This window comes from Pelagibacterium lentulum (genome assembly GCF_003992625.1).
GTDB lineage: Bacteria > Pseudomonadota > Alphaproteobacteria > Rhizobiales > Devosiaceae > Pelagibacterium > Pelagibacterium lentulum.
Map to the genome: position 1 here is coordinate 51244 of NZ_RZMW01000035.1, position 18913 is coordinate 70156.

The following is an 18913-nucleotide window of genomic DNA, read 5'->3' on the forward strand; positions in this document are numbered from 1 at the left end:
TTCAACCTAAGCCGAAAACGACAAACCAACGAGTGACGTGCCAAGGCTCGTGCTTAAGTGTAATTCGTGTCCGATCCTGAAATAAGTGCGCTTTAGGCGGGATTGCCCATAGCAGCTCCTGTTCCCGATTGCCGAAACTTCTCAGCTGCGCTCTTTCAGCATCGGGATATGGGTTATTGCCTACACATCCTGCGCATTGCCGATGTGATATTAGCTGTGCGGTGAACGTGCTGATTTCTTTGTGATTTATGCATTGGCTTAATTGTGTAAGGCAGAACGGCTCACTAAGCTGCGCTCAAGAAAGGCAGTTGGGTGAAAGGTCATAGATGGCAATAAAATCGCGGTTTGCGTTACCACTTTTGGCGGTATTGGTTGCAACACCCGCTGCGCCGACAGAGCACCTTGATTGCAGCGCCGAACTTGCAGCTATTGCTTCCGGTCTTGCGGTTATCCAGTTTGTCGAAGAGCTTGGCGCTCCGAAATTGGATCCTGCCACTTTACCGGCTCCTTATTTCGAGGAGGGATATTGCCGTGTTGGTTATCTGGAGATCCCGACCGATATCACTGGCACGATGCATCATTTCATCCGCATCGACGGCCTGAAATGGAGTGCGGAATGGTCTAATACGCCCCCAGCTCCTCAGCTTCGCGCTCTGACTATTGAGATTGACGGCTTTCGTCCATTGCTACGGTCGGACGTCCTCTCGCCTGCCGAAAATTATATCAACGCACTGTTGATGGATCTCGACAAAATCAACGGGCGGATTGCTTATCACATAGATCCCGAGGAGGGTCTGTTCCACCTTGACGCTCTCGAATTCGACTTGCGCCATGAACACGTTGGGTTGTCTGCGAGCCTAAGCGAGGTCGATCCACTCCTACTCGCGGCAGAGGGGCCCTCGCCCGAGCTGGCACTCAATGTGCGAGTCCATGAGTTTGAGTTTCGAGCACGAACTCGTTCGCTCGTTCAGTCTATCGGCTATGTCTGGATGCCGTTGATTTACCCTGAGTTTGGCGCGACGCCGCAGCAAGCAGTCGAAGAATTCAAAAACACCCTGATTGCAGGCATCGCAGCCCTACCTAACGGTCTGATGTCATCCAACTCCAGGACGGATTTCGCTGAATTTTTCGCCGCCCTGCCAGATCCTGAAGGAGAGCTGTTTATCTCGTTTTCAAGCTCGGCCGGATTTTCTTCCATGGATATCCTTCCAATGCTCGCTGGCGAAACACTTGAGCCACTCTCAATCATGGAACTGCTTGAACAGAAAGACGCGCAATTCTCAGCGAGTTGGACGCCCGGAGCTCAATAAGAAGATTACGAGCCGAAAACACTCCATCCGGCCCGTGCGATTTCATGCAGGCTTGAGCGTATCCAGAAAACGTGGAAACGGTATTCCGGCTCGCGCGCTTGAAAAGTCAGAGACTTGGATCAAAGCCTCGGCTCAATAGAAAGCCTGCTTGATCTGGCTTCACCTACCTTTCAAGCGGCACAAAATCTCGCGTTGCAATGTTGGCCAGGACGATTTCTGTCATGCTACGCAATGCCTGAAAGCTCACGGCGCGCATTTCTTCCCGATTGACCATGAAGAATTGGTTATGCCCGGCTGCATGCAAGACATCACGCCAAATGGGCAGCTCTTCGTCCCAGTTTTCGATCATGAAACTTGGCGGCTGACTGGATGAGACATAGGTGTCTATCATGAAATCAGCGTCAATCTCTTCAATGCGCTCAACGCTGATGGTGCTGTTTCCGTCTTCAAGCTGGGCAATAACGTCAGGCATAGTAAATCCCAGATCTCTAAGGACCTGGGAAAGCGTTCCGTAGTTTCGATGGATCAGGATTTGGCCATCGGCGGGATACGCACTGGCAATAGCAATGCTCACGTCTTTTGGATCGCCGATCGTATCGCTCAGGAGTGAGATACCCCGCTCGATACGAGCGTCATAGTTTCGGAGCATTTCCTCGTAGACATCCAGTCGCCCCGAAACATCTGCAACCTTGCGATAAAGCTCCAGCATATCCTGTTCCCAGACATTAAAGATGACCGTTGGGGCTATGATCGCCAGGTGATCGTAATTGGCCTGCCATACATCAGTTGCGATGATCAAATCGGGTTCGAGCGCCGCAATCGCTTCCATATCTGGCTCAGTAGGGTGCCCCACCCAGCCAACGCCGTGCTCTTCCATCCGGTAGTCGAGCGCATCATAGGCGCCGCGCACATGCGGTAGACCGTTGTTAACCCCTTCAATTATCCGTCCAGTTGAACCGACAAGATTGGCGCCCAACTCAACAAGAGGTGCGGTTGTCTGCTCCCCCCGTAAAGAAACTATGCGTTGTGGATCGACCGGGATTTCAACTTCATGGCCCTGGTCATCCACGAACGACCGTGTTTCTTGCGCCCAAACTGGCGACAGCCCCAACACGACGATCCCAAGCACCAAAAGAAGCGGTTTTCTCATTGAATTTGCTCCAAAACAACGACTCTCGAAAACGAGATTCTTAAATATGAGTATTATAATCCAGTTATTGATTGCATGGTCGGTTTGTCAAGGTAAACCGCGCCCGGCTTTCGAGCACAGATCACAAATCGGTCGGAGGCGAGTCGTTCGGCCGCACGCCAGAACGGCATTTTGCGTGCCTGAGAGAAGTGAATATCCCATAGGTTGCGGTCTATGACGCAATCGACAAAGCCGGCATCCTTGAGAAGTGCCACAACCGCTTCGGCTGGCATCCCATCGCAAAACCAGACCTGCTCGCGGATACGCTTAAGACGTTCCGCCATTTCGGGGCCCAGATTTCCGCGTGGTTCTGGGCGGCGTGCCAGCATGTTAAAGCCTGTGTGCAGCCGAGAAACCCAGCTGCGCTTGCCCATATTGCCGTCAACGATCAGCAGCGCCCCACCTGGCTTGAGGAGTCGAAACCATTCAGCGAACGCTGCAGGTACGTCTACCAATGTCCAGACCAGATGGCGGTTTGTAATGGCCGCATAGCTGTCATCCCGCTCTCCGGTATTTTCTGCGTCGCGCATGATGAACCGGATGCCCGACTTGCGTCTCGCGGCTTTAGTGCGGGCCTCTTCGAGCATGGCTTCAGACCAATCCAGCCCGGTTACCGCAAAGCCCATATCGGCCATCAAGTGCGAGATAACCCCTGTTCCGCAGGCCAGATCGAGCAATGGGCGACCATCGCCCTTGCCAAGATGCTTTTCAATCAACCTGTGCCAGCCTCGGCGTTCCGCCTCGCTGAAAATTTCGTGTCCCACACCCTGATCGAACGTTGCGGCCCGCTCAGACCAGAAGTCGCGTATCTCGTCCCGGATGGAATAATTGCTCAAGGCGTTCATTGGAATGGCTCTAAAAGATAAAAGTTGACTCTTTTAATCATATTTCATTATTGGAGCTGTCTTGCAATATAGGAGGGCAAAAATGTCCGCCAAATTCCTACCGTTGGCCGTTCTGGTCAGCGCACAATTTTTTGTGCCCGCTGCCTGGGCAGAGTCCTTCACTGTCACCGACGTAACGGGTCGCGAAATTACCTTCGAAAAGCCCGTGGAGCGCGTGATCTTGGGCGAGGGCAGACTTGTTTATTCACTGGCCGCCATTGAGACCGAAAATCCATTCGCTTCGGTCGTGGGGTGGCGCAACGATCTTTTCACGACCGATTTCACAGGATTTCATGCCTATCTCGAAGCGTTCCCCGAAGCCGCAGATATTCCGTTCCTGGGCAACCTGACGGACGGCACGCTCCAGACGGAAACAATTGTCGATCTCAATCCCGACGCGCTAATCCTCACCATATCGGCAAAAAGAGCCGCAGACGAAATCGGTCTTGAGGCCATGCTCGACGAGGTTGGGGTCAAGATCGTCTATGTCGATTTCCGCGAGCACATCCTTGAAAACACCGAACCGAGCCTGCGCATCCTTGGACAGCTATACGACAAGCACGACAGAGCCGAAGAATTGATTGCGTTCTGGAGCGAACAGACCGCACGCGTCACTGACGTCCTTGAGCATGAGAACCCAGAAAAACCTTTGGTGTTCATGTATCGCGCCGCGGGACTTTCCGATTGTTGTGGGACATTTGGCACCGACAATTATGGGAAGATGGTCGAACTGGCTGGTGGCATAAATTTGGGGGCCGAATTTCTGCCAGGCTACACCGGCACCATCAATCCCGAGCAGGTTATCGCTTCGAACCCCGAGATCATCGTCGTCACTGGCTCGGACTGGCGCAGCTTACCTTCCGCTCAAAACTCGGAAATCGCCTATGTGAATGTCGGACCTAACGCTGCCGATAGCGCCGAAGTCAGTCGCGAAGCGCTTGCTGCCTTGATGGAATTGCCCGCCTTCACCGACGTGCAGGCCGCCAACACAGATGAAGTCTACGCGATCTGGCACCAGTTTTACGCCAGTCCTTATCAGTTCGCACCCGTCCAGATGCTGGCGAAATGGTTTCATCCCGACTTGTTCGCTGATCTGGATCCCGATGCCACGTTCGCCGAGTTCCATGACCGGTTCCTGCCCGTGCCATATCAGCCAGGTTACTGGCTGAGCCTCAAAGCGGAATAAGGCAATGGCACAGCAAGCCACCAGCACCACAATCGCTGAAGGGCGCGGTCATTACCGCGCCCTGGCTTGGCGGCGCCTGGCGATCATCACGGCTTTCACTCTGGCCCTTGCTACGTCCTTTGTCGTTGATATCGCGTGGGGGCCGGCGCACTACAATCTCAGCGACGTCACCAGAGCCCTGATCGCACCCGGCGACGTTCCCGATCAGCTCCGCGTCATCGTTTGGCAGATCCGGATGCCGATGGCGCTGATGGCTGTGATAACCGGCGCTGCGCTCTCTTTGGCCGGTGCGCAGATGCAGACCATCCTCGCCAATCCACTCGCAAGCCCGTTCACCCTCGGGATTTCGGCAGCTGCCAGTTTTGGCGCAGCATTGGCGCTTGTTGCTGGTGTCTCACTTGTACCCTTTGCCGCCAATTTCGTTGTGCCGGTCAATGCCTTTGTTATGGCGCTGATTGCCGCGCTCATCATTCACTTTCTTTCACAGGCACGCGGGGTAACGGTACAGACCATCGTGCTGCTCGGCATCGCGCTGGTTTTCACCTTCAATGCGCTGCTTGCGTTCCTCCAGTACATTGCCACCGAACAAGCGCTACAAGCCGTCGTTTTCTGGACGATGGGCAGTCTCACCAAGGCTACTTGGGAGAAAATCGCAATTACCTCCGTGGTTCTGGTCTTTGCCATACCGATGTTCGCTCGACACGCTTGGGCACTCACGGCTATGCGATTGGGCGAAGACAAGGCCGCAAGCTTCGGTGTCAACGTCAAACGCATCCGGCTAGAAACCATGTTGATCGTGGCACTGCTTGCGTCGGTCCCGGTGAGTTTTGTCGGGACCATCGGTTTTGTGGGCCTGGTGGGACCGCATATTGCGCGAATGCTGGTGGGCGAAGATCAACGCTTTTTCTTACCCACTGCCATTATGTCGGGAGCTCTACTGTTATCGGCAACCTCGGTAGTCTCGAAGTCGATCCTGCCGGGGGTTGTTTTCCCCATCGGCATTATCACCGCCCTTGTGGGCGTCCCGTTCTTTTTCTTCCTTATTATCTCGAATGTGAGGAGATCATGGTAACAATCAGGCTTGAGGACGTCGGTGCCCTTCACGGTGCCAAACTGACAGTATCGGGAATATCGACGCCAGCATTTTCCAAAGGCGAGCTTGTTGCCGTGATCGGTCCGAACGCGGCAGGAAAATCGACCCTGTTTAAACGCATGGCAGGACTTCTGCGCGGCCCTGGCAGAGTTGTCGTCGAGGGGTCCAATAAAGGGAAACGGGCGATCGGTTATATGCCGCAGGATACTTCGGCCAACGCAGTTCTGACGGTCTACGAGTCCGTCCTTCTTGCCCGCAAGCAGGGGTCAGGCTGGGTGGTAAAAGACAGCGACCTCTATACTATCGACACCATTTTGGAGGCGCTCGATATCCGCGATATAGCATTTTGCAATCTCGGCGAGCTCAGCGGGGGACAGCGCCAGTTGGTCAGCATAGCCCAAGCTCTGGTGCGCAATCCCGATGTACTGTTGATGGACGAACCCACAAGCGCATTGGACCTGCACAGGCAGATTGGCGTGCTCGACTTCATGCGCAATCGTGCCGATAAGACCGGCATGATCGTCTTTATCGCCATCCACGACCTCGATCATGCCTTGCGTTTTGCGAACCAGGCGATGGTAATCGAAAACGGTATGCTTCGTGCTGCCGGTCCAACCAGCGACGTGATCACCGAAACGCTCTTGCGCGATGTTTATCGTGTCGAGGCGCGCATAGAGACCTGCTCACGCGGAACCCTAAGGATGTTGGTGGATGGGGTCTCACCTGGCGTTCGAGGAAGTCTGTCACGCTTGGAAACAGCTGCATAGCAAGGAGAACGTAAAAAGTCTGGTTGATCAAGATTAACGTAATAGGATGAACTGCCCCTCCACAGAGGCTGCAGCTATAATGTTTGCTGCTCAATGGAGGACGGTATGAGCATTCACATTCTTGGCGTCGATCTTGGAAAAAGACATTTACGGCCTGGCGGGGTTGAATGGGACTGGAGCTGTGGTTTTTCACAAGCGTATCCAGCGTCACCGTCTCCTTGCTGTACTCTCTGAACGCCCCAAGATGTGTGGTGGCTATTGAGGCATGCGGCAGCGCGGCCAACAATGTCCTTCCTCACCATCAAGTCTGCCGAGCAACTGGATCTGCAGGCGTTGCACAGAGCGCGTGATCGGCTGGTTCAGAGCCGAACTTGGCCGGTCAATCAAGCCCGCGCCGTTCTCATGGGACGCGGCATCCGAGTATCTCAGGGACGACACACTTTTCAGAGGGCGCTAGCAGACCTCAACCATCGGATTGGCGCGTTCGATGATGAGATCACCGCTCTGGCAGAATCGGATCCCACTATACTCAACCACCCCGGGTTTGCCGGAGGCGTTTCGGTTTAAGTTATGCGGCCATGGTCGATTGTTCCAGTGCCGCGTAGAAGTTTGCCTCGGCTTCGGCAGGCGGGGCGTTTCCTATAGGCTCGAGAAGCCGTCGATGGTTGAACCAGTCGACCCATTCGAGGGTGGCCTCTGAGATGCCCCGCAGGCGCTCGTTACCGGGAACTGATCACTCGAACATCAATTCTGGCATCACAACCTCCCAGTGGTCGCTGCGCAAGAGATTTTTATATTCTTCACTATTGTCGGACCGGCGCCCCCTTGGAAATGGCAGAAAAGCGATTTTGGAGTCCACATTTTTGTCAAAACTCTGCGATTTTGCCTGTTCTTGTGCCCACAACCGCCTTGAGAAGGCATTTTGACAAAACTTATGTCAACTTTTCTGGATCTGAAGCCAAATTATTGGGTCGGCGATGCGATGATTTCGGTCGATTGCGCTAACCTGGAGCAGACGCCAGATCCGGTCGACGCGACAATCAATTTGGCATGTGCCAATGGGATTCACTTGGCGCTGGCATTAAAACAAAATCATATCCTGGCCATAAAGCCTGAATGACGTTATTGCACTGAGACAGCAAAGCCGCGGCTTTTTGATCCTTTCAACTCAAGCCTCTCCGTTGGCAATCAGCGCGCTCTGTGCGTTGCTGTAGGCATCGCGCAATGCGTCGTGACCATTGAGGCCGTCGAGGGCGTAACCATTGAGGAACTGGCGTCCGGCAAACAGCTTGCGATCGACCTCGCTCAGATCGGCCTCTTCGCAGACCGACTGCCAATTTTCCGCAATTGTTGTGACCTGATGCTCGATGAGCGTAGCCGCTTCGGCTTCCTTCAAATGATAATCTGGCGCCGCTGCGAGGCAAGCCGCGAGCGTGCTGCCCCGATTGTCGCCCTTGATCAACATGGCCTGTGTGGCCTCGTTGCCAGTGCGCCCCTGCGGGCAAATGTCGTACGCAGGCGTCAGTGTCAGCTGTTTGCCGTCCCAAAAGGCCGCGTGGTTGCGGGCATGATCATCGGTATTGCCACAAAGGACGTTGAAACAAATCCGGCCAAAGAGTTCCCGCAACGTTTTCTTGGGATCGCTAAAGCGATGGCGAACCAGTTCGGCCAAATCCTCATAGGAGGCGTAGCGCGCCATCATTTCATCGAGCCCAAACATGGTGAGTGCCGAAACCATAGCGCGGCGCGTCCAACCCTTTGCATTGGGTAAGCGGTCGAAGCGTTCAATCAGCAGGACATCTTTGTGGGCGGCGCGGGTTATCGAGACAGGAGCCACGGTGAGACCGCAGGCTGTCGCCAGCTTCATCGCGATGAATTCTGCTTTGACGACGCTGTACGTGTCGTTACTGGCTGAGAACTTTGCAATGAATTTTTTTTCGGCTTCGTTGATGAGGGCCTTTGGCCGCGCACCGCCAATCGATGTGCCGTGTTTGAGAGCCTGGTCCAGCGCAGGCGTCAGCGGCACGCCTTTTTCAATCAAGTCGGCTGCTTCCATTAACTCGTCGAGCGATGCTTGGGCCGCAAGCCGAGGCACATATTCTGTGGCGGATGCTTGGAAATCAAGCGCGCCAATGCGGTCAGATCCCGACTTCAGCAGGAAGGTCAATTCGCTGATGTCGGGCACACCGGCAGCATCGGGCTTCTTCCCTGTCAGCCTGTTGATGATCACGCGGCGGCCCCAGGCGTCTGGCGACCCATCGCGAATTGAGCTCGGCATCATCAACCCGTTGGCGGGTTCGATTATGCCCTCTTGCAGCGGAAGTTCCGGATCATAGATGGAGATGGCGTTGTTACGACGGCGATAGCTCGCACCATAGGTGAAGAGCAGCCGGTCGCCATCCTGATCGAGACGACCTGCCACAACCGGTTCTGTTTCTCCTGGAAGCCAGATCCAGACAAAGGCTTCTTTCGCTTCGGTCTTAGAAGTCATCATCTACTTGCTTCATGCTGTGACGCACGCTCTTGGGAAGCAGGGTCAGTTTTTCATCCAGACGCGTAATGTGCGCTTTAAGGGTGTTGCGCTCGTCATAGTCGAACAGACGAACACCGACGATCGACGCGACTTCAAAGACGATGCCGATTTCAGGTCCTGGTGAACCTTTTTCAATGTTGGAGAGGGTTGTCCGGCTAATGCCTGCACGGTCAGCCAGCTCTTGCGCCGTTAGCCCGCGTTCCGTTCGGCTGACGCGGATCAGCTTGCCCAGAACGATAAGGGCCTCGCGCGTTACTCTTGAATAGCTTCTGTTGCGTGGCATGACGACCCAACCTGCTCACTCTTTTGGACACAAGCATGTTTTGCGTTCATAATTATAAACATAATACTACAAATCGCTCATGCGATCAATCTGCGTCCACTTAAGTGGACATAAGCACACTTAGTGACCAGTATTATGGTCATCTTGATTGCCCCTGAGATCTTTGGGTGCCGCTGGAGAACGACAATGATGACAAGATGTCTTCGCCTGCCAGTTGAGGCCCATTTCCAACATGCCCACCTACCCGACTAAGCAAGGCCGGAAGACTTCTTGTGATTGATCGCGCGCGCCCTGCCACCCTATGCCTCCAGAGACTGCTTTGGCGTTGCCAACCTCCAGGGACATGGCTACAGTCCGGCCCAAAATAGGTGAGGATTGCAGACATGACCCATCGTACCCTTTTCGCTGGCCTGATTGCGGGCGGCACACTTGCTCTGTCTCAGCCAATTCTGGCGGCGGGCGAACGTGTGGCAGTCGTAACCCCCTATCTTTCGGCAATTGCCACCGCTGAAATGGTAGAGTCTTTCCAACAGCGCGCGGCCGATTACGATTGGACAGTTGAAGTGTTCGATACCGCTGGTGATATCGGCGCAATGGCCAGCAGGATCGAAGACGTCACAACAAGCGGTGTTGATGCAATTGTCATCGTGTCCATTGATCCTGCACAGCTCCAGGATCAGGTCGACCGTGCAGCCGATGCGAACATTCCTATCATTGCCATCGACGGCTCCCTGAACGAGGCTGTTGCACTCAATGTAACCTCGGACAACTACGTCCTCGGCCAGACAATGACCGATTATCTGTTCGATCAGCTTGGTGGTGAGGGTTCCATCGTGCGCTTGTTCCATTCCGCTCATCCCGGCGTACGCCAGCGCGAGATCGCGCTCGATGACGCGCTCGAGGCCTATCCGGGCATTTCCGAAGTCGCCCAGCATTATGTGCAGGTGCCCGGACAGATCGACGACAGCCGCTCTGCGATGGATTCGATTTTGTTGGCCAATCAGCATGAGGGTGCCATCGATGCGGTCTGGGCCGCCTGGGATGAGCCAGGCATTGGCGCCCAGCTCGCGCTCGAAGCGGCAGGCCGTGATGGCATCATCATTGCCGGTATCGATGGCAATCCGCAGGCGATAGAGTTGATCGAGTCCTGCACCTCTTTCGTAGCGACCGTACGACAGGGCTTTTCAGAAATGGCTGAAATCGCGGCCGAGGAACTCCAGCAGATATTTGATGGGGCGGAACTTGCCGAACCGGAACGTTATGCCCCGGTGGAATTGATCACGCGGGATAGCCTGGGCGTTTCGTGCGACTGACCTAAGCACTCATCCAAGGGGGAATTCATGCCGAGGCCTGATCCCGTGCTCGCGCTCGAAGGGCTCGGCAAAAGCTTTGGTGCGACCCACGCTCTGCGCGATGTCAGCCTTACCCTGCACAGTGGCGAGGCACATGGCCTTGTCGGCCATAACGGCGCCGGCAAGTCCACATTGATCAAGATCGTGGCGGGTGTGCATCAGCCTGATATTGGCACAATCTCTGTGCAAGGCGTTCGTGTTGACATCAACGCGCCGGTCGACGCCTATAACGCCGGTATTCGCGTCATCCATCAGGATGCCCCGCTTGTTGGCGATTTCGACACCGTTGACAATTGCTATCTCGGTCGTCCCTATCCGCGACGCTGGGGTATGGTCGACAAGTCCGCCATGCGCGCGGCTGTAGCCGCGATCGCCAAAGAGATCGCCCCGGACCTGCCGATTGATCGCGCGGTGGCGCTGCTCAATACAAGCCAGCGCCAGTTCGTCAGACTTGTGCGGGCGCTACTCGACAATGGTCGCATACTCGTGCTCGATGAACCGACGGCGGCGCTATCTGCCGAGGAAAGCCAGCGGTTTTTCGACGTCCTTGAGAAGGTCCGTGCGCGCGGTACTGCAATCGTGCTGGTGACCCACCGGCTCGACGAAATCGCCGCCGTGTGCAGTCGCGCAACCGTATTGGTTGATGGCGCTGTTTCAGGTCGCTTTGAGGGCAGCGATCTCACCGCTGGAGCGCTGGTTTCCGCCATGGGCGGGTCTGAAAGTCCGGAAGCGAAAACACCTGACCGGACACCCACCTCAACCGTATTGGAACTTGGCCAAATCAAAGCAGGTGGGCTTGCCGCTCCGACATCGCTTTCGCTCCAGTCCGGCGAGATCGTCGCGTTATATGGCCTTGTTGGCTCGGGACGAAGCGATTTGCTCAATGCGATTTGGGGCAGCGAAAAGCTCGCCTCCGGCACCATGACGATTGAGGGCACCCCCTACCGCCCCCGCAGTCCAATTGATGCTGTCAGGCGCGGGGTATCTTATGTACCCTCCGACCGTCATCGCACCGGACTGTTCGAGAACAAAAGCCTGCTGTTCAATGCAACCTTACCATTGCTCAGACGCTTCCGCATGGCTGACTGGCTGCCGGTTCCCAACCGTCAGCGAGAGCGGAAAGCTTTCGTGGACGCGGCCAGGTCCGTGGGCCTGGTCTATCACAGCGCTGACCAACTTGCCCGGACGCTGTCGGGCGGCAATCAGCAAAAGCTGATTTTTTCGCGCTGGGCGCATCGCCGGTCCAAGGTTATGTTACTCGACGAGCCGACCGAAGGTGTCGATATCGTTGCCAAGGCGGCGCTGCGCAAAATTATTCGTGATATGGCGAAGGACGGCAATGGCGTGCTTGTCTCAACGTCGGATAGGGACGAGGCCCTGGCGCTCGGCGACAGGATCCTTGTTTTCAGACTTGGCACTATCGTCGCAGATATCCCCCGCTCACAAGTTACGCCGACTGCCCTGTCCACCGCCGCCCAATCGATGGAAATAGTCGCCGCATGACTCTTACGACCCTTTACCGATATGGCACCTTGATTGCCTTTTTTTTGCTGTGCTTGGGATTTGCACTGGCTTCACCCGGCGTCTTTGCCAGCCAAGCCAACGTCGTAAACCTTCTTCAGCAGGTGGCAACGCTCGCAATCGTTGCCACCGCAGCAACGATGGTCATGACCATTGGCGAGTTCGATCTATCGGTCGGCTTTGTGGCTTCACTGTCCGCGGTTATCTGCTTTGTGCTGTTTGCTGGCGGGTACGACATGACGTTGGCCATCCCTCTGGCTCTTTTGGGCGGTATGGTGTCTGGGACGCTAAACGGGGTTATGGTGTCGCGTTTCGGAGTCCCATCGTTTGTTGCGACGCTTGCGGTTGGCACCATCGTTTCCGGCCTGGCGTTCGGGCTTTCCGGTGGGGCAAGCTTATTTCAAAATGTGCCGGACGCGTTCAAGGCGCTTGGGCGTGGAGCAATTTTGGGAGTGCCGGTGCTCGCGCTGTGGTTTATTGCGGTCATGGCCGGTACCGCGCTGGTTCTGGCCCGCACAGAATTTGGTCGCCGCGTGCAAGCCATTGGTGGAAACGTCGTCGCGGCGCGGCTGGCTGGACTGCCAGTGATGCGGGACGTCATCGTCACCTTTGCGATTGCCGGCGGGCTCTCAGCGCTGGCGGGCCTGTTGCTCGCCGCCCGCCTGGGCAGCGTCCAGCACACAATGGGAGAGCCGTTGCTGCTGCCTGCCTATGCTGCCGTCTTTATCGGCACGACGATGTCTCCAACTGGTGCCCCATCTGTTGGTGGCACATTGCTTGGCGTTCTGATCACCGGCGTGCTGGTCAATGGCATGACAATCATGGGCGTAGAGCCCTTCGTTCAACGCATGATGACCGGCGTCATCATCCTGGTCGCGGTGCTCCTGCGCCATTTTGGACGGCGTGATCCATGACCATATTGGTTCTTGATATCGGAAGTTCGAGCCTCAAGGCGGCGCTGTATTCGATTGGCGGCGTGCTTTTAGATCGGGCCGACGCGGCCTACGCAAAAGCAATGTCTGACCACCGTCAGAATCCGGATGATTGGTGGCAAGCGGTCATTGCTGCCATCGGCAAGATGAGTGAAAAGCCGACATCGGCTGTAGTTCTCACCGGCACTATGGAAAACCTGATACCGGTTGATCTGCACGCTCGACCAACAATGAATGCAATCTTGTACTCCGATCCCGTTGGAGAACCCTTTTTTGCCCAGCATGCCGAAGAGCTTGAGAGAAGAAACGCTATCGCAACGCTGGGAAACGCGCCCGAACCCCTGATGACGGCCTTCAAGGCTATGGCTTTGCGTGCAACAGATCCCGATGCTTTCGCAAATGCCAGATACTTCTTGCCCGGTGCCAAGGATGCAATCGTTTATCGTCTGACAGGGCGCGCTGTGACCGACCCGGTGACCGCGACAACAACCGGCTTGATGGACTTTGAGCGGAGGGACTGGTCGTCCGACCTACTCGCATTTTTCGGGTTGTCCCGCGACCAGCTTCCCGAAATCATGCCAGCAGATGCGATCGTGGGTTATCTGGAACAGCGAGCGGCAACCGAAATCGGACTGGCAACGGGCCTACCTGTTATCAATGGGTGTGGCGATGCCGGAGCGACAACCTTGGGCAGTGGAGCGCGGTCGAATGGGGATACAAGCCTGCATCTGGGCACGACCGGCTGGGTGGCCAGAGTTTTGGAAGAGTCCCCCGGCCAACGCAGCGGCAATTTCTATCGGCTGGCGCACCCCATTTCAAAACAAACCATCGCAATTGCGCCGATCCTGTCGGCGGGAGCGGCGATCCGATGGGCGCATACGGCACTCAATCTCGACCCGGCACGGGCCGAAGCCCTGGCGCTCGAGGCAGATAGCGATCCTTCCGATGTCGTTTTCCTCCCTTACCTTTCGGGCGAACGCTCTCCGTTCCTTGATCTGGATGTACGAGCAGGTTTTGTCGGAATATCCGCCAACGCGGGACCAGGCGATCTTTACCGCAGTGTTCTCGAAGGTGTCGGTCTTGCGATCAGTGCCAACCTTGATCTTTTAGGCCATGGCACGGGCGAAGTAAGTCTTGTCGGCGGCGGTGCGCTCAGCCCGCTCTGGTCCCAGATCATCGCCGATCTGCTTGGCCGCCCCCTCAATGTGCCTGCGGACCCGGTGGCGGCAACGGCGCTTGGCGGATGGCAGATCGGCTGCGCTGCACTTGGTATCGATGCCATAGGGCAGCAAGCGCCGCATATCGTTGAGCCGCGCACCGATCGCTTAAACCGTTCCGAAAGGCTCAAAAAGATTTTCGATGCTGCCACGCGGCATGCCCGGTCACTTGCAAGCGCAGACCGGAAGCTCGAGCAGCCCGAACCGTGAGGGCCGTGGCAGAACTGCTTTCCCCCTTTCCAGTAAACCACGACTGGATTTACTCTGGTTTTGCGGAATGGTGACGGCGTGGATATTAGAAGCCAATCGATTTAGTGGCCTCAAATTGAGTGGGCCCGCGCTTGGGCATAATCGATGCCCTTTGCACTGCCGCGTGGCTTATCGTTGCGCAGTAGTGCTGTTAACGTTGAGCAAACCAAGCCGGTCAGCTCGCCACACCGCTAGCTTGCCACGGGTTGAAAACTGGCATTGAGCTCGCGAGCAAGATCAGCAAGCCGTTTGTCAAAGGTCCAAAGCCTTGCATCGGGCGTCAGTAACGTCGACGCCAGCAGGCACATTTCAACGAGCCCGCATCCACGGCCATAAAGGCGCTCCGGCTCGATGAAATCCATCACCTCCTGCAAGTTGGCCGTGGCGCAAGGGCGCAGCAGGCCAATGCTGTGCAGTGTCTGCGCGCGTGATTGAGGCGGCGTTCCGCACGCCAGCTCGGCAGTGACCATTGGATGGTTCAGAGCAAGATCGGCCTCGATCAGCGTCACCAAGGTGGCGTTGCCGTTCCTGAAATGGTCAACCCATACCGAAGTGTCGATCAGCACATTCACTGGCGGGCGAGTTCTGTGCCACGACGGGGTATGTCAGCCATCCCGGGCGCCGCGCCACCAAGGGCCGCCAAACGCTTGGCCGCCTGCACCCGCACATAGGTTTTCATGGCTTCCCGGATCAAGTCAGATGCACCTGTTACGCCGGGCCCGGCATATTCTCGCGCCATATTGAACAGATCGTCATCGAGCGTGACCGTGGTGCGCATGCTAAACTCCTGCATTCATTAATGATGCACAAATGCTTCATTTTGCGCATCAGCGCAATTGACGCCCCGATCGAGAAGTTTGCCCTGCTTGTCCAGGTCATCATCCATGCCCGTCCCCATATGCAAGAGAGGGGCTTGCGGCCTCGTGCGTTTTGGTCAGACTGATACGTTCGATGAGGATGCGATCGACGTCGGGGACTTTGATGTAGGGCGGTATAGCTATATATCCCCGCAACCGCATGCCGCCCCGCCAGCGAAAGCTGGCGAGGCGGGAGGGGTGTGGCTCCTCTCAAGGGTCAGGCAGCAGTCTTTACGTCGAAATCGAAATGAATGTTCCGATAAGGAAACTCGATCCCCGCTTCGGCTCGATCCACCACTCCGGCATTGATGAGCGTCGTTACATCTCTATGGACCGCCTGCACGTCGCGCCCGACGCGGCGCGCAACCTCACGGATTGAAAGAGGGCCTTGGCCCGCCAGAACCTTAACGATGGCCAGCCGGGAGGGGGCAAGAACGCGGTGCATATCTTCATAGGTGGCAAAATTCAGGGTCGGTTCGACTTCAACCGCTTTGCCCTCGGCGGCGAGCTTGGCTGCTTGAGCAACGCGGCTTCGGATATCATCCATGCCGCCCAGACGTATCGTGAGAGTGTTCATGGGTATATCCTTTCTCTGTCCCGCTCGAAGGCGACCAGCAGGTCATCGAGCGAGGTGAAGGTTATGGGTTCTTCGACTGCCCCGACATGACGATGATCGCCCTTGCCGCGCTCATTGTCGTACCGGAGAACACATTGATCCTTTACGATGAGGGCCAGCCGATACTTGAACGGGTGAGCGCTCCCCGGAACGGGGTCCGGCACCTGCCAGATGACGATTTCATAGAAAGCTTCGTCGCTGAGGACGGTTCTTTCCTTGACCAGCAGGATCGCGTTCATGTTGTTTTCAATAACAACATGATGAGTTGTTGTCAATAGAAACAACGCCCTGGCATCGTGGTTAGCTGCCCTGCTGTGTGACGAATGCGATCTGCGGAGAATGGGCAGTATACCGCGACGATCACGATAAGATGCATGTCGTCACCTTACTTGCCCGCTGCCGGGACAATCGCAAACAACGCCAATACCGATACGATTTGACATAACTTTATCGCATCTTGAGGCAGCCCCACTGGTCTATCGAGTACACCGATAGCGCTTTTTGACAAAATTGTTTGCCAAAAAAGGTGGTATCTTCTGGCGTGGTGAAGGTCAGCCTGGGTCGCCGCACATTTCCCGGCATTGCCGGTCGCGGATCAGCCGGCCAGGCGGCGGAAGTATAATGAGCGGACCATCGCCTGTCTCATCGCCTCAAGTGTCATATGGCGCGCGCTGGACGCCCACTTGCCTTTCTGTTGCAGCACCATGGTGTCCGCCAGATGCACCATGGCATTGGCATTGGAAGCTGCCCCGACATCGGTGCGGTGGCGAAAATCACTTCTTTAAGACGTCTCCACGCACCTCACTTAACGTTTCAACTGATCTCGGTACAGCGATTGCTGCTAAAGTTAACGAGACTGCTTCCCACATAGGTCAAGGGCGTTCGTGGTAGAAAAATGGCTGAAAAAGCACTGGCAAAGCCAGCAGGTCGCTCAACAACAAGGCGGCACCAAGAAAAACTCGAAGACGTCAGCACATGTTCACCATCAAGCGTGGTATGGCCATGACGCTTTTCGACTACAAGCTGCCTTGCTGGTGCGGAGGTGGCAATCGTTTCGTCACGACCGGCCTTCGCAAAAAGAATTGAAAAGGCACTTGGCGCTTGATTGGCTCGCCGCGCAGAAGTTGTGACCCGGATACTCGGCTCGTGCAGGAAGGCACATCCCGCCTGCTGAAGCCGAGGAGAACGACGACGTCATGATGGTCGCATCAGTCATGGCAACATAACGTCAACCAAGCAGCCTACTGCAAATCCGGGAGGTTCAGTTTTGCGTCCTCACCGACACGCCCGCCATATACGCACTGCCCTTTTTCGTCGGCAGGCTGCCGTTCGCCTGCCAGACCGGCTCCGGCCTGATCGGCGCGGGAGCTGGTCGGGCTGTTTGTTGAAAAAGGCTTTTTGCGGCTGTCGCCTCCACGCCGCCCGGTTCGCAGGAACGCCGCGATGCGCTGGCTTCGCCCCACAATACCAGGATCTAACTGGCCCTGCGCCCGCCATGCCGTTAGGGCGCGCTGCGGTTGGTCGAAAGGCCAGCCGCATTGGGCTGCGCTATTCCCATAGGTGCAATTGGGTAGGGTCTTACAACCGCGCCGTGATATCCCGTTTTCCGATAATAGCCATTACCTCCACATAGTCGGCAACCACGCGGTAATAGATACTGTGACTACCGCACACGCTACGGCGATAGCCGGGGCGAATATAGTCCACGGCTGCATAAAGCAGCGGATTTTTGCAAAGCTGTTCGAGATGGGTCAGTAGTGCATCGAAGTAGCGATCCGCCTGCTCCTCGCCCCACTGCATCAACCCGTATTCATAGAGCGCGGCCAGATCACGGTCCGCATCCGCACTAATCTTAAGCTTAAAGTTAGGCTCCACGCTTGAGTCTGCTTCTGGTTTCAGCCCGGATTTCCTGCGGTGTACGATCCGAGTACCCGCTTTGCTCGGCGGCGATTAGCCGACTGCGTATGGCTTCTATCTCGCGCGCCTTGCGGATCAGATCATTTACCACTTCGCTCTTGCTCGCATATTCTTGACTATCCACTTGCGCCTTGAGCCATTCATCATTTGGTGGCGTCAAGGAAATGCTCTGTCTGCTCAAAGCTGCCCTCCATTTAATGAACACGCATGGTGCAATATTACACCAATTTGGCACCACATTGCAATGGGTTTAGAAGTTACCCCACGGACCTAATCCAGTTTGAAATAGCCTCTAACCCATCTGACTGGACCAGATCGCCAAGTCTAACAATTTGCGCATTTGCTATTTTCGTTCATCATATGCAGCATTTGCTGCGCTTGGACAAAGGAGGAGCGAACGGTGATTCTAGCGTGTGGGAACGCCCTAATCGATCTGGTCGCCCGCTAAAAAAGTGGGCGCTCTGTCTTCGAGCCGTTCCCAGGTGGATCTGTTCTTAATCTCGCCATAGCGCTTGGCCGCCTCAGCAATGAAGTCGCTTATGTCGGCGGCATCTCTTCCGATATGTTTGGCGATGCAATAATCACTCACTTGCCCGTCGTCAGATGATTTGGCGCAATTTGGTGCGTAGAGTAGAGGAGCTTTGGCCTCGTCTGTGGGTTGATTTTATGCGCCGACTTAGCGGTCAGTGAGCTTTGAAGCTCGCAGAAGTGATTTGCACCAGCCCCGCACAGCGCCATACCGGCCAGCGGTTCAGTCAGCAATTGCACAGGAGTGGGCCATCGCGCTGTCCAGCCAACTCCCAAAGCGGAAGTTCACACTGGATGTGATCCGGTGAAACGCCAGATCGTCAAAAGCTGTAATGCCGACTTCATTATAGAGATCGAACTTGGCAAAATCGGTGTCGCTATATTGGGTGACAAGGGTGGCATGCTCGCAGTCTTTGATTGCGCACATTCCCGGCAAACAAGCGCGTTGAGCTCTTATCATCCTTTGCGCACGTTTGTGT

The 18913-nt window shown here is 55.8% G+C and carries 22 protein-coding genes and 2 pseudogenes; 11 read left to right on the forward strand and 13 right to left on the reverse strand.

The features are described from left to right. Positions 1-326: 326 nt before the first annotated feature. A complete protein-coding gene (locus EO133_RS10550; RefSeq protein ID WP_127072608.1) occupies positions 327-1310 on the forward strand; it encodes a hypothetical protein in 984 nt (327 codons plus the stop codon). 163 nt (positions 1311-1473) lie between these two features. Here the strand turns inward: EO133_RS10550 and EO133_RS10555 are convergent, their stop codons facing one another. Then, a complete protein-coding gene (locus EO133_RS10555) occupies positions 1474-2460 on the reverse strand; it encodes an ABC transporter substrate-binding protein (RefSeq protein ID WP_127072609.1) in 987 nt (328 codons plus the stop codon). Positions 2461-2513: 53 nt separating this feature from the next. Then, a complete protein-coding gene (locus EO133_RS10560) occupies positions 2514-3344 on the reverse strand; it encodes a class I SAM-dependent methyltransferase (protein WP_127072610.1) in 831 nt (276 codons plus the stop codon). A gap of 82 nt (positions 3345-3426) precedes the next feature. On the opposite strand from EO133_RS10560, the gene EO133_RS10565 reads away from it, so the two are divergent. From EO133_RS10565 to EO133_RS20535, 4 genes and pseudogenes are all read left to right on the forward strand, one after another. Continuing rightward, positions 3427-4569 carry an ABC transporter substrate-binding protein gene (locus EO133_RS10565; protein WP_127072611.1) on the forward strand — a complete coding sequence of 381 codons (1143 nt, stop codon included), beginning with the start codon at positions 3427-3429 and terminating at the stop codon, positions 4567-4569. Between the two features lie 4 nt (positions 4570-4573). Then, a complete protein-coding gene (locus EO133_RS10570) occupies positions 4574-5641 on the forward strand; it encodes a FecCD family ABC transporter permease (protein WP_127072612.1) in 1068 nt (355 codons plus the stop codon). Then, entirely contained in the window at positions 5635-6429 is a 795-nt protein-coding gene (locus EO133_RS10575; protein ID WP_127072613.1) for an ABC transporter ATP-binding protein, read from the forward strand. The genes EO133_RS10570 and EO133_RS10575 overlap by 7 nt, the downstream gene beginning before the upstream one ends. A gap of 267 nt (positions 6430-6696) precedes the next feature. Continuing rightward, positions 6697-6861, forward strand: a pseudogene (locus EO133_RS20535) (IS110 family transposase); the annotation flags it as partial. Between the two features lie 136 nt (positions 6862-6997). Here EO133_RS20535 and EO133_RS10585 read toward each other — a convergent pair. Next, positions 6998-7126, reverse strand: a pseudogene (locus EO133_RS10585) (IS3 family transposase); the annotation flags it as partial. Positions 7127-7363: 237 nt separating this feature from the next. On the opposite strand from EO133_RS10585, the gene EO133_RS10590 reads away from it, so the two are divergent. Next, a complete protein-coding gene (locus EO133_RS10590; protein WP_127072615.1) occupies positions 7364-7549 on the forward strand; it encodes a hypothetical protein in 186 nt (61 codons plus the stop codon). A gap of 48 nt (positions 7550-7597) precedes the next feature. Here EO133_RS10590 and EO133_RS10595 read toward each other — a convergent pair whose 3' ends face one another. Continuing rightward, positions 7598-8920, reverse strand: a complete 1323-nt coding sequence (locus tag EO133_RS10595; RefSeq protein ID WP_127072638.1) for a type II toxin-antitoxin system HipA family toxin — start codon at positions 8918-8920, stop codon at positions 7598-7600. Further along, complete coding sequence (locus EO133_RS10600) at positions 8910-9245, reverse strand: helix-turn-helix transcriptional regulator (protein ID WP_127072616.1); 336 nt, start codon at positions 9243-9245, stop codon at positions 8910-8912. The genes EO133_RS10595 and EO133_RS10600 overlap by 11 nt, the downstream gene beginning before the upstream one ends. 383 nt (positions 9246-9628) lie before the next feature. Here EO133_RS10600 and EO133_RS10605 point away from each other — a divergent pair, with 383 nt between their 5' ends. Genes EO133_RS10605 through EO133_RS10620 form a run of 4 tightly spaced genes read left to right on the forward strand, consistent with a single transcriptional unit; the run spans position 9629 to position 14477 of the window. Further along, positions 9629-10558, forward strand: coding sequence for a sugar ABC transporter substrate-binding protein (locus tag EO133_RS10605; RefSeq protein WP_127072617.1), 930 nt, complete (start codon positions 9629-9631; stop codon positions 10556-10558). Between the two features lie 27 nt (positions 10559-10585). After that, positions 10586-12100, forward strand: coding sequence for a sugar ABC transporter ATP-binding protein (locus tag EO133_RS10610; RefSeq protein WP_127072618.1), 1515 nt, complete (start codon positions 10586-10588; stop codon positions 12098-12100). Beyond that, positions 12097-13032 (forward strand): ABC transporter permease, encoded by a 936-nt coding sequence (locus tag EO133_RS10615; RefSeq protein ID WP_127072619.1) that lies wholly within the window; start codon positions 12097-12099, stop codon positions 13030-13032. The genes EO133_RS10610 and EO133_RS10615 overlap by 4 nt, the downstream gene beginning before the upstream one ends. Beyond that, the gene (locus EO133_RS10620) at positions 13029-14477 is read left to right on the forward strand and encodes a xylulokinase (RefSeq protein ID WP_127072620.1); all 1449 of its coding nucleotides are present in this window, start codon (positions 13029-13031) and stop codon (positions 14475-14477) included. Before EO133_RS10615 ends, EO133_RS10620 begins: the two co-directional genes overlap by 4 nt. Before the next feature lie 230 nt (positions 14478-14707). Here EO133_RS10620 and EO133_RS10625 read toward each other — a convergent pair whose 3' ends face one another. The 4 genes from EO133_RS10625 to EO133_RS10640 all read right to left on the reverse strand — a co-directional run bounded on the left by EO133_RS10625 (position 14708) and on the right by EO133_RS10640 (position 16228). Continuing rightward, positions 14708-15088 carry a PIN domain-containing protein gene (locus EO133_RS10625; RefSeq protein ID WP_127072621.1) on the reverse strand — a complete coding sequence of 127 codons (381 nt, stop codon included), beginning with the start codon at positions 15086-15088 and terminating at the stop codon, positions 14708-14710. Continuing rightward, positions 15085-15294 carry a type II toxin-antitoxin system VapB family antitoxin gene (locus EO133_RS10630; protein ID WP_127072622.1) on the reverse strand — a complete coding sequence of 70 codons (210 nt, stop codon included), beginning with the start codon at positions 15292-15294 and terminating at the stop codon, positions 15085-15087. The genes EO133_RS10625 and EO133_RS10630 overlap by 4 nt, the downstream gene beginning before the upstream one ends. 296 nt (positions 15295-15590) lie before the next feature. Then, entirely contained in the window at positions 15591-15950 is a 360-nt protein-coding gene (locus EO133_RS10635) for an HVO_A0114 family putative DNA-binding protein (RefSeq protein ID WP_127072623.1), read from the reverse strand. Then, positions 15947-16228: a toxin-antitoxin system TumE family protein gene (locus EO133_RS10640; protein WP_127072624.1), complete on the reverse strand. Its 282-nt coding sequence runs from the start codon at positions 16226-16228 to the stop codon at positions 15947-15949. Before EO133_RS10640 ends, EO133_RS10635 begins: the two co-directional genes overlap by 4 nt. 645 nt (positions 16229-16873) lie before the next feature. On the opposite strand from EO133_RS10640, the gene EO133_RS10645 reads away from it, so the two are divergent. After that, a complete protein-coding gene (locus EO133_RS10645; protein WP_127072625.1) occupies positions 16874-17119 on the forward strand; it encodes a hypothetical protein in 246 nt (81 codons plus the stop codon). A 448-nt stretch (positions 17120-17567) separates the two neighbouring features. Here EO133_RS10645 and EO133_RS10650 read toward each other — a convergent pair whose 3' ends face one another. The 4 genes from EO133_RS10650 to EO133_RS10665 all read right to left on the reverse strand — a co-directional run bounded on the left by EO133_RS10650 (position 17568) and on the right by EO133_RS10665 (position 18861). Beyond that, positions 17568-17864: a type II toxin-antitoxin system RelE/ParE family toxin gene (locus EO133_RS10650; protein ID WP_127072626.1), complete on the reverse strand. Its 297-nt coding sequence runs from the start codon at positions 17862-17864 to the stop codon at positions 17568-17570. Continuing rightward, positions 17854-18087: a ribbon-helix-helix domain-containing protein gene (locus tag EO133_RS10655; RefSeq protein WP_127072627.1), complete on the reverse strand. Its 234-nt coding sequence runs from the start codon at positions 18085-18087 to the stop codon at positions 17854-17856. Before EO133_RS10655 ends, EO133_RS10650 begins: the two co-directional genes overlap by 11 nt. A gap of 243 nt (positions 18088-18330) precedes the next feature. Then, a complete protein-coding gene (locus EO133_RS20255) occupies positions 18331-18495 on the reverse strand; it encodes a hypothetical protein (RefSeq protein ID WP_164734978.1) in 165 nt (54 codons plus the stop codon). 162 nt (positions 18496-18657) lie between these two features. Next, a complete protein-coding gene (locus EO133_RS10665; protein ID WP_127072628.1) occupies positions 18658-18861 on the reverse strand; it encodes a hypothetical protein in 204 nt (67 codons plus the stop codon). Between the last annotated feature and the right edge of the window lie 52 nt (positions 18862-18913).

Excerpts from the sequence above, each read along its gene's own strand:
- EO133_RS10570 (WP_127072612.1), top strand. The coding sequence starts at position 4,574 with ATGGCACAGCAAGCCACCAGCACCACAATCGCTGAAGGGCGCGGTCAT.
- EO133_RS10640 (WP_127072624.1), bottom strand. The coding sequence starts at position 16,228 with ATGAACGCGATCCTGCTGGTCAAGGAAAGAACCGTCCTCAGCGACGAA.
- EO133_RS10610 (WP_127072618.1), top strand. The coding sequence starts at position 10,586 with ATGCCGAGGCCTGATCCCGTGCTCGCGCTCGAAGGGCTCGGCAAAAGC.
- EO133_RS10595 (WP_127072638.1), bottom strand. The coding sequence starts at position 8,920 with ATGACTTCTAAGACCGAAGCGAAAGAAGCCTTTGTCTGGATCTGGCTT.
- EO133_RS10620 (WP_127072620.1), top strand. The coding sequence starts at position 13,029 with ATGACCATATTGGTTCTTGATATCGGAAGTTCGAGCCTCAAGGCGGCG.
- EO133_RS10565 (WP_127072611.1), top strand. The coding sequence starts at position 3,427 with ATGTCCGCCAAATTCCTACCGTTGGCCGTTCTGGTCAGCGCACAATTT.
- EO133_RS10560 (WP_127072610.1), bottom strand. The coding sequence starts at position 3,344 with ATGAACGCCTTGAGCAATTATTCCATCCGGGACGAGATACGCGACTTC.
- EO133_RS10665 (WP_127072628.1), bottom strand. The coding sequence starts at position 18,861 with ATGTGCGCAATCAAAGACTGCGAGCATGCCACCCTTGTCACCCAATAT.
- EO133_RS10590 (WP_127072615.1), top strand. The coding sequence starts at position 7,364 with ATGTCAACTTTTCTGGATCTGAAGCCAAATTATTGGGTCGGCGATGCG.
- EO133_RS10550 (WP_127072608.1), top strand. The coding sequence starts at position 327 with ATGGCAATAAAATCGCGGTTTGCGTTACCACTTTTGGCGGTATTGGTT.
- EO133_RS10615 (WP_127072619.1), top strand. The coding sequence starts at position 12,097 with ATGACTCTTACGACCCTTTACCGATATGGCACCTTGATTGCCTTTTTT.
- EO133_RS10600 (WP_127072616.1), bottom strand. The coding sequence starts at position 9,245 with ATGCCACGCAACAGAAGCTATTCAAGAGTAACGCGCGAGGCCCTTATC.
- EO133_RS10630 (WP_127072622.1), bottom strand. The coding sequence starts at position 15,294 with ATGCGCACCACGGTCACGCTCGATGACGATCTGTTCAATATGGCGCGA.
- EO133_RS10555 (WP_127072609.1), bottom strand. The coding sequence starts at position 2,460 with ATGAGAAAACCGCTTCTTTTGGTGCTTGGGATCGTCGTGTTGGGGCTG.
- EO133_RS10575 (WP_127072613.1), top strand. The coding sequence starts at position 5,635 with ATGGTAACAATCAGGCTTGAGGACGTCGGTGCCCTTCACGGTGCCAAA.
- EO133_RS10605 (WP_127072617.1), top strand. The coding sequence starts at position 9,629 with ATGACCCATCGTACCCTTTTCGCTGGCCTGATTGCGGGCGGCACACTT.
- EO133_RS10635 (WP_127072623.1), bottom strand. The coding sequence starts at position 15,950 with ATGAACACTCTCACGATACGTCTGGGCGGCATGGATGATATCCGAAGC.